The organism is Streptomyces sp. 15-116A (assembly GCF_025290915.1).
GTDB lineage: Bacteria > Actinomycetota > Actinomycetes > Streptomycetales > Streptomycetaceae > Streptomyces.
Map to the genome: position 1 here is coordinate 1 of NZ_JAOCQE010000327.1, position 6,217 is coordinate 6,217.

Annotated in this window: 7 protein-coding genes; 2 read left to right on the forward strand and 5 right to left on the reverse strand. The window is 72.2% G+C overall.

Translation table 11 applies throughout. The features are described from left to right. On the forward strand, positions 1-1,108 hold a 1,108-nt coding region (cydC, locus tag N4P33_RS31200; protein WP_260830304.1), incomplete at its 5' end, for a thiol reductant ABC exporter subunit CydC. 118 nt (positions 1,109-1,226) lie between these two features. Further along, entirely contained in the window at positions 1,227-2,285 is a 1,059-nt protein-coding gene (locus tag N4P33_RS31205; protein WP_260830305.1) for a M23 family metallopeptidase, read from the forward strand. Between the two features lie 40 nt (positions 2,286-2,325). Here the strand turns inward: N4P33_RS31205 and N4P33_RS31210 are convergent, their stop codons facing one another. The 5 genes from N4P33_RS31210 to N4P33_RS31230 form a co-directional block, all read right to left on the reverse strand. Next, entirely contained in the window at positions 2,326-3,213 is an 888-nt protein-coding gene (locus N4P33_RS31210; protein ID WP_260830306.1) for an HAD family hydrolase, read from the reverse strand. Positions 3,214-3,340: 127 nt separating this feature from the next. After that, positions 3,341-4,243 (reverse strand): LLM class flavin-dependent oxidoreductase, encoded by a 903-nt coding sequence (locus N4P33_RS31215; RefSeq protein WP_260830307.1) that lies wholly within the window; start codon positions 4,241-4,243, stop codon positions 3,341-3,343. A gap of 61 nt (positions 4,244-4,304) precedes the next feature. Beyond that, positions 4,305-4,763: a hypothetical protein gene (locus tag N4P33_RS31220; protein ID WP_260830308.1), complete on the reverse strand. Its 459-nt coding sequence runs from the start codon at positions 4,761-4,763 to the stop codon at positions 4,305-4,307. Between the two features lie 37 nt (positions 4,764-4,800). Continuing rightward, the gene (locus N4P33_RS31225; RefSeq protein ID WP_260830310.1) at positions 4,801-5,349 is read right to left on the reverse strand and encodes an RNA 2'-phosphotransferase; all 549 of its coding nucleotides are present in this window, start codon (positions 5,347-5,349) and stop codon (positions 4,801-4,803) included. Positions 5,350-5,486: 137 nt separating this feature from the next. After that, the coding region (locus N4P33_RS31230) for an SDR family NAD(P)-dependent oxidoreductase (RefSeq protein ID WP_260830309.1) at positions 5,487-6,217 on the reverse strand (731 nt) is incomplete at its 5' end.

Sequence of the window (6,217 nt, forward strand, 5' to 3'; positions counted from 1 at the left end):
CCAGGCGCGGCGCGCCGACGGCCTCCTCACCCGGATCGCCTCGCGCGCCGCCACGGCGACCGCCCTCGGTGACGGGCTCACGGCGCTGATCTCCGGTCTCACCGTGACGCTGGCGGCACTCGTCGGCGTCCAGGCGGTGGCCGCGGGCCGGCTGGACGGGGTGACGCTGGCCGTCGTCGTGCTCACTCCCCTGGCCGCCTTCGAGGCCGTGCTGGGCATGCCGCTCGCCGTGCAGTACCGGCAGCGGGTGCACAGGAGCGCCGAGCGCGTGCACGAGGTGCTGGACGCCCCCGTGCCGGTCCGGGAGCCGGAGATGCCCCGGCCTGCGCCCGCCGTGCCGTTCCCGGTCACGGTGAGGGGACTGTCCGCCCGCCACGCCGGGCAGCAACGGGACGCGCTGGCCGGGCTGGACCTGACCCTGGAACAGGGGCGCAGGATCGCCGTAGTGGGGCCGTCCGGCTCCGGCAAGACCACCCTCGCGCAGGTGCTGCTGCGGTTCCTGGACCCGAGCGCGGGCTCGTACACGCTGGCCGGTGCGGACGCCTGCGCCCTGGACGGCGACGACGTACGACGGCTGGTCGGCCTGTGCGCGCAGGACGCGCACCTCTTCGACAGCTCCGTGCGCGAGAACCTGCTGCTCGCCAAGCGGGACGCCACCGAGGACGAACTGCGCGACGCGCTCGCCCGGGCCCGGCTGCTGGACTGGGCCGACCGGTTGCCCGACGGTCTCGACACCCTCGTCGGCGAGCACGGGGCGCGGCTGTCCGGCGGTCAGCGGCAACGGCTGGCGCTGGCCCGGGCGCTGCTCGCGGACTTCCCGGTGCTCGTGCTCGACGAGCCGGCGGAGCATCTCGACCTGCCCACCGCCGACTCCCTCACCGCCGATCTGCTGGCCGCGACCGAGGGCCGCACGACGCTGCTCATCACCCACCGGCTGGCCGGCCTCGAGGAGGTGGACGAGGTGATCGTGCTGGACGAGGGTCGGGTGGTGCAGCGCGGGCCGTACGCGGAACTCGCCGCTGTGGATGGTCCGTTGCGGGCGATGGTGAGCAGGGAGGCTGAGGCCGACGCGCTGGTGACCGCTCGTCAGCTGAGCGTCCAGGGCTGACGCGGCCTCAAGTCGCTCGGTCACACAGCCGAATCACTGGGCCATCCGGGGTGCGACGTCCCCCGGGCGTACGACCAGAACAGGACCGTACGGCAGGGCGGGGTCCAGGATCGCTCTCATGCGTCTCATCCGCCGCCGTCCGCTGCTCGTCACCGTACTGCTGTGCGCGCTCGCCGTGCTCGCCGCACGGCCCAGTGACGGCGACGGCGTACACGCCCCCGGCCATGGGTCCGGCACCGGTGTCAGCGCCCAGGTGGCGCGGCTGTACGAACAGGCGGCGGTCGCGACCCGCCAGTACGAGGCGGGACAGCGGGCAGCCGGGAAGCAGCGGGCCGAGGCGCAGCGGCTGGAGAAACTGCTCGACCGCGAGCGACGGGAGATCGCCGTCCTGCGCGAGGACCTCGGACGGCTCGCGCGGTCCCAGTACCGCGACGGCGGCGGCCTGCCGCTCACCGCGCACATGATCCTCGCCGACGACCCCGAGGAACTGATGCGGGGTCAGCGCGTCTTCTCCCAGGCGAACCTGGCGCTCGACAACGCGCTGGAGAAGAGCGCGCGGGCCGAGTCGCGGCTCGCCCGGGACGAGGCGAAGGCCGCGGCGGCGTGGAAGAAACTGGAGCAGCGCAACCAGCAGCTCGCCGATCTGAAACGCGGCATCGAGCAGAAGCTCGAAACGGCACGCTGGAAACTCCAGGGCCAAGCGGACGCCTCGGTCGCGGCCGGCTCCTGCCGCGGCGCCGTCCGCCTCGACCAGCCGCGGATGAACTTCGCCAACCCCTGGGTGGCGCCGGTCGAGACGTACGAGCTGTCCGCGTCCTACGGCAGCGGCGGCGCGCGGTGGGCGAACCGGCACACCGGGCAGGACTTCGCGGTGCCGATCGGCACGCCGGTGCGGGCGGTGGGCACCGGGAAGGTGGTGAAGGTGTCCTGTGGAGGGGCCTTCGGCATCGAGATCGTGGTCCAGCACGCGGGCGGCTATTACACCCAGTACGCCCACCTGGCCTCCGTCGCCGTCGACCAGGGCGAGCACGTCACGCCCGGGCAGTGGATCGGGCAGTCCGGGACCAGCGGCAACTCCACCGGGCCGCACCTCCACTTCGAGGTGCGGGTCACCCCGGAGATGGGCTCGGCGGTGAATCCGGTGTCCTGGCTCGCGCAGCGCGGGGTGCCGCTCTGAGCGGCCGGTGCGGCTACGGGTGTTCGGCCTGCAGCTGCGGCTACCGGTGTTCGGCCAGCAACTGCTCGATCACCACGGCCACACCGTCGTCGTTGTTGGCGACCGTGCGGCCCGAGGCGGCGGCGATGACGTCCGGGTGGGCGTTGCCCATGGCGTAGGAGCGGCCCGCCCAGGTCAGCATCTCGACGTCGTTGGGCATGTCCCCGAAGGCCACGACCTCCTCGTGCGAGATGCCGCGCTCGGCGCAGCACAGGGCGAGGGTGCTGGCCTTGGACACGTCCGGGCCGCTGATCTCCAGCAGGGCGCTGGGGCTGGACCGGGTGACATTGGCCCGGTCACCGATGGCGATCCGGGCCAGGGTGAGGAAGGCGTCGGGATCCAGCGTGGGGTGGTAGGCGAGGATCTTGAGCACCGGCTCGCCGGCGGTGTGGGAGTCCGGCGCGAGCAGGTCCTCGGCGGGGGCGAGGCTGTCCGGGACCTCCATGTGCAGCTTCGGATAGTCCGGTTCCTGGTTGAAGCCGTACGTCTGCTCCACGGCGTACACCGTGCCGGGCGCGGCCTCGCGCAGCAGCCGTACGGCGTCCAGGGCGTTCTCGCGGGCGAGCTCCCGCACCTTCACGAAGCGGTGTTCACCGGGGCCGCCGTGCAGGTCGACCACGGCGGCGCCGTTGCCGCAGATGGCCAGCCCGTGGCCGTGGACGTGGTCGCTGACGACGTCCATCCAGCGGGCGGGGCGGCCGGTGACGAAGAAGACCTCGATGCCCGCCTCCTCGGCGGCGGCCAGCGCGGCGACGGTGCGCGGGGAGACCGACTTGTCGTCGCGCAGCAGTGTGCCGTCGAGGTCGGTGGCAATGAGCCGCGGTGGGGTGGTGGCGGCCGGGGTCACGGGCTGGCGCGTCGCTGAGGTCACCCGGCCATTGTCCCGCATATGCCCGCACGGCCGTGCGGGACTCCGCACATCTGAGTGGTTACGCCTGTCACGAGCGGAACCCGTCCGTCACCAGCGGAACCGGCCCGTCAGCAGCGGAAGCAGCGGGCCCCCCGTCACCCGCGTCTCATCGGAGCTGCGCCGGCGCCTCCATCGCGATCCGCTCGAAGACCTTCTGGTTCGCGGCGAAGTCCGAGTCCGGGATGGGCCAGTGGATCACGATCTCGGTGATGCCCAGCTCGGCGTGGCGGCCGGCGAAGTCGACGAACGCGTTCAAGGACTCCAGCGGACGCCCCCGGTCCGGGGTGAACCCGGTGAGCAGGATCTTGTCCAGCTCGGCGGCGTCCCGGCCGATCTCGGCGCAGGCGTCGGCGAGCCGCTCCGCCTGTCCGCGAATGGCCTGGACCGACTGCTCGGGAGTTCCGTTCTCGTACAGCTTGGGGTCGCCCGTGGTCACCCACGCCTGGCCGTGACGGGCCGCGAGCCGCAGCCCGCGCGGTCCGGTGGCGGCCACGGCGAACGGCAGCCGGGGCCGCTGCACACAGCCGGGGATGTTGCGCGCCTCGTGCGCCGAGTAGTGGTCGCCCTCGTACGACACCGCGTCCTCGGTGAGCAGCCGGTCGAGCAGCGCGACGAACTCGGCGAAGCGGTCGGCCCGCTCACGAGGGGTCCACGGCTCCTGGCCGAGCGCGGTGGCGTCGAAGCCGGTGCCGCCCGCCCCTATGCCGAGCGTGACGCGTCCGCCGGAGATGTCGTCGAGGGAGATGAGCTCCTTGGCGAGGGTCACCGGGTGCCGGAAGTTCGGCGAGGTCACGAGCGTGCCGAGCCGCATCCGCTCCGTCACGCCCGCCGCGGCGGTCAGGGTGGGGACGGCGCCGAACCACGGGCCGTCCCGGAAGGTGCGCCACGACAGGTGGTCGTAGGTGTATCCGGCGTGGAAGCCGAGCTCCTCGGCTCGCACCCAGGCCGAGCGGCTGCCCTCGTGCCAGCGGCGGTAGGGGAGGATCACGGTGCTCAGGCGCAGACTCATGGCACCGAGCCTATGCGCCGTCCCGTGTTTCACGTGAAACGATCGCCCGCTCCCGGGACGGTCACCGCACGCGGGCGCTCAGCCACGGAGTCAGGACGATCATCGGGATGAACTCCTTGTGGGTCCGGTCCCCGGGCAGCGGCACGACGAGGAAGTAGCCGGGCGGGAAGCGCCGCGCCCTGACGTATGCCAGACCGTCGAAGAGGGAGCGGAGGAAGGCCGGCACGTCGTCGCGGGGAACGTCGGGGCACTCGACGCCCTCGACATCGATCAGCGCGTCGTCCTCGGGGTAGAGCCGCACGCTCACCCGGGGCAGGCCGCCGAACTCGACATAGGCCTCGTGGGGGAGGGAGCCGTCCGGGTCGGTGGTGACGCCGACGCCCGCCGCTGTGCGGCGCGAGGTCTGATCGGCGCCGATGTCGTGGGTGACCTCGATCTCGCGTTCGTAGGTCTCGGCGAGTTGCCTCAGAGCGGTCACGGCGGACTCTGTGGTCGGCAGGCGGTCCATACCGCTGATCATGCCCGCGCCGACAGGTTTACGGAAACCGCAGCTCGTGTCAGTGGCTTTCGGGAAACCGCAGATACCCGGGCGGCACCACGTCGGTGAGCCACACACCATTGGCGCTGACATGGAACACATGGCCGTCGCGGTGCATGGTGCCCGAGTCCACCGACAGCACGACGGGGCGGCCCCGGCGGGCGCCGACCCGGGTGGCCGTCTCGCGGTCGGCGGACAGATGCACGGCATGACGGTTCATCGGGCGCAGGCCCTCCGTCCGGATCGCCTCCAGGTGGGCGGCGACGGTGCCGTGATAGAGGTACGGCGGCGGGGTGGCCGGCGGCAGCCCGAGGTCGACTTCGACGCTGTGGCCCTGGCTGGCGCGGATCCGGCTGCCCTCGATCGCGAAGCGCCGTTTGTCGTTGGTGGCGACCACATGGTCCAGCTCCTGGCGGGTGAACCGGAAGCCGTGCGCGGCCGCCGCGGCGATCAGCGTGTCGATCTCCACCCAGCCGCCCTCGTCGAGGGACAGCCCGATCCGCTCTGGCTGGTGGCGCAGGTGCTTGGCGATGTACTTGGACACCTTCACGGTGCGTCTCTCGTCCATCTCGTCCGTCTCGTCCATCCACTCAGCCTGCCGGGAGAGACGCGTTTCACGCGATCGATTTTGCTTCTGAGGTTTGGTCCACAGCCAAGTGGAGTTATCCACAGGCTACTTGGGGCCGACTGTGGACAAGAGGCCGCTCACACCGGCGACTTCACCCGCGCGATCCTGCGCAGCGCCCCCGGCATCCACCGCGACAGCGCGTACGCCACCCGCGCCTCGGGCGTCACCGGAACGACCGCCGCGTCGCGCACCACCCCCCGCAGGATCGCGGCGGCGACCTTCTCCGGGGGATAGTTGCGCAGCCCGTACAGGCGGGCCGCCCGCTTCTGCAGCCGCCGCTCCTCCTCGGCGTCGACGCCCGCGAACCGCGCGGTGGAGGTGATGGCGGTGTTGACGAAGCCGGGGCAGATCGCCGTCACGCCGATGCCCTGCCCGGCGAGTTCCGCGCGCAGGCATTCGCTGAGCATCAGCACCGCCGCCTTGGACGTGCTGTAGGCGGGCAGCGCCCTGGTCGGCTGGTAGGCCGCTGCCGACGCCACGTTGACGATGTGACCGCCCTGCCCGCGTTCTGCCATCCGCCGGCCGAAGAGGCGGCAGCCGTGGATCACCCCCCACAGGTTGACGTCGAGGACCTGCTTCCAGTCCTCCGGGGTGGTGTCGAAGAAGGAGCCGCCGAGTCCGATGCCGGCGTTGTTCACCAGGACGTCCACCACGCCGTACTCCGTGGTGACCCGCTCCGCGAGCTTCTCCATGGCCTGCTCGTCGGACACGTCCGCCGGCTCCGCCCAGGCCGCGGGCGCACCGGCGCGGCGGGCTTCCTGCGCGGTGCGGGCGGCGGACTCCGGGTCCCGGTCGACGGCCACCACGC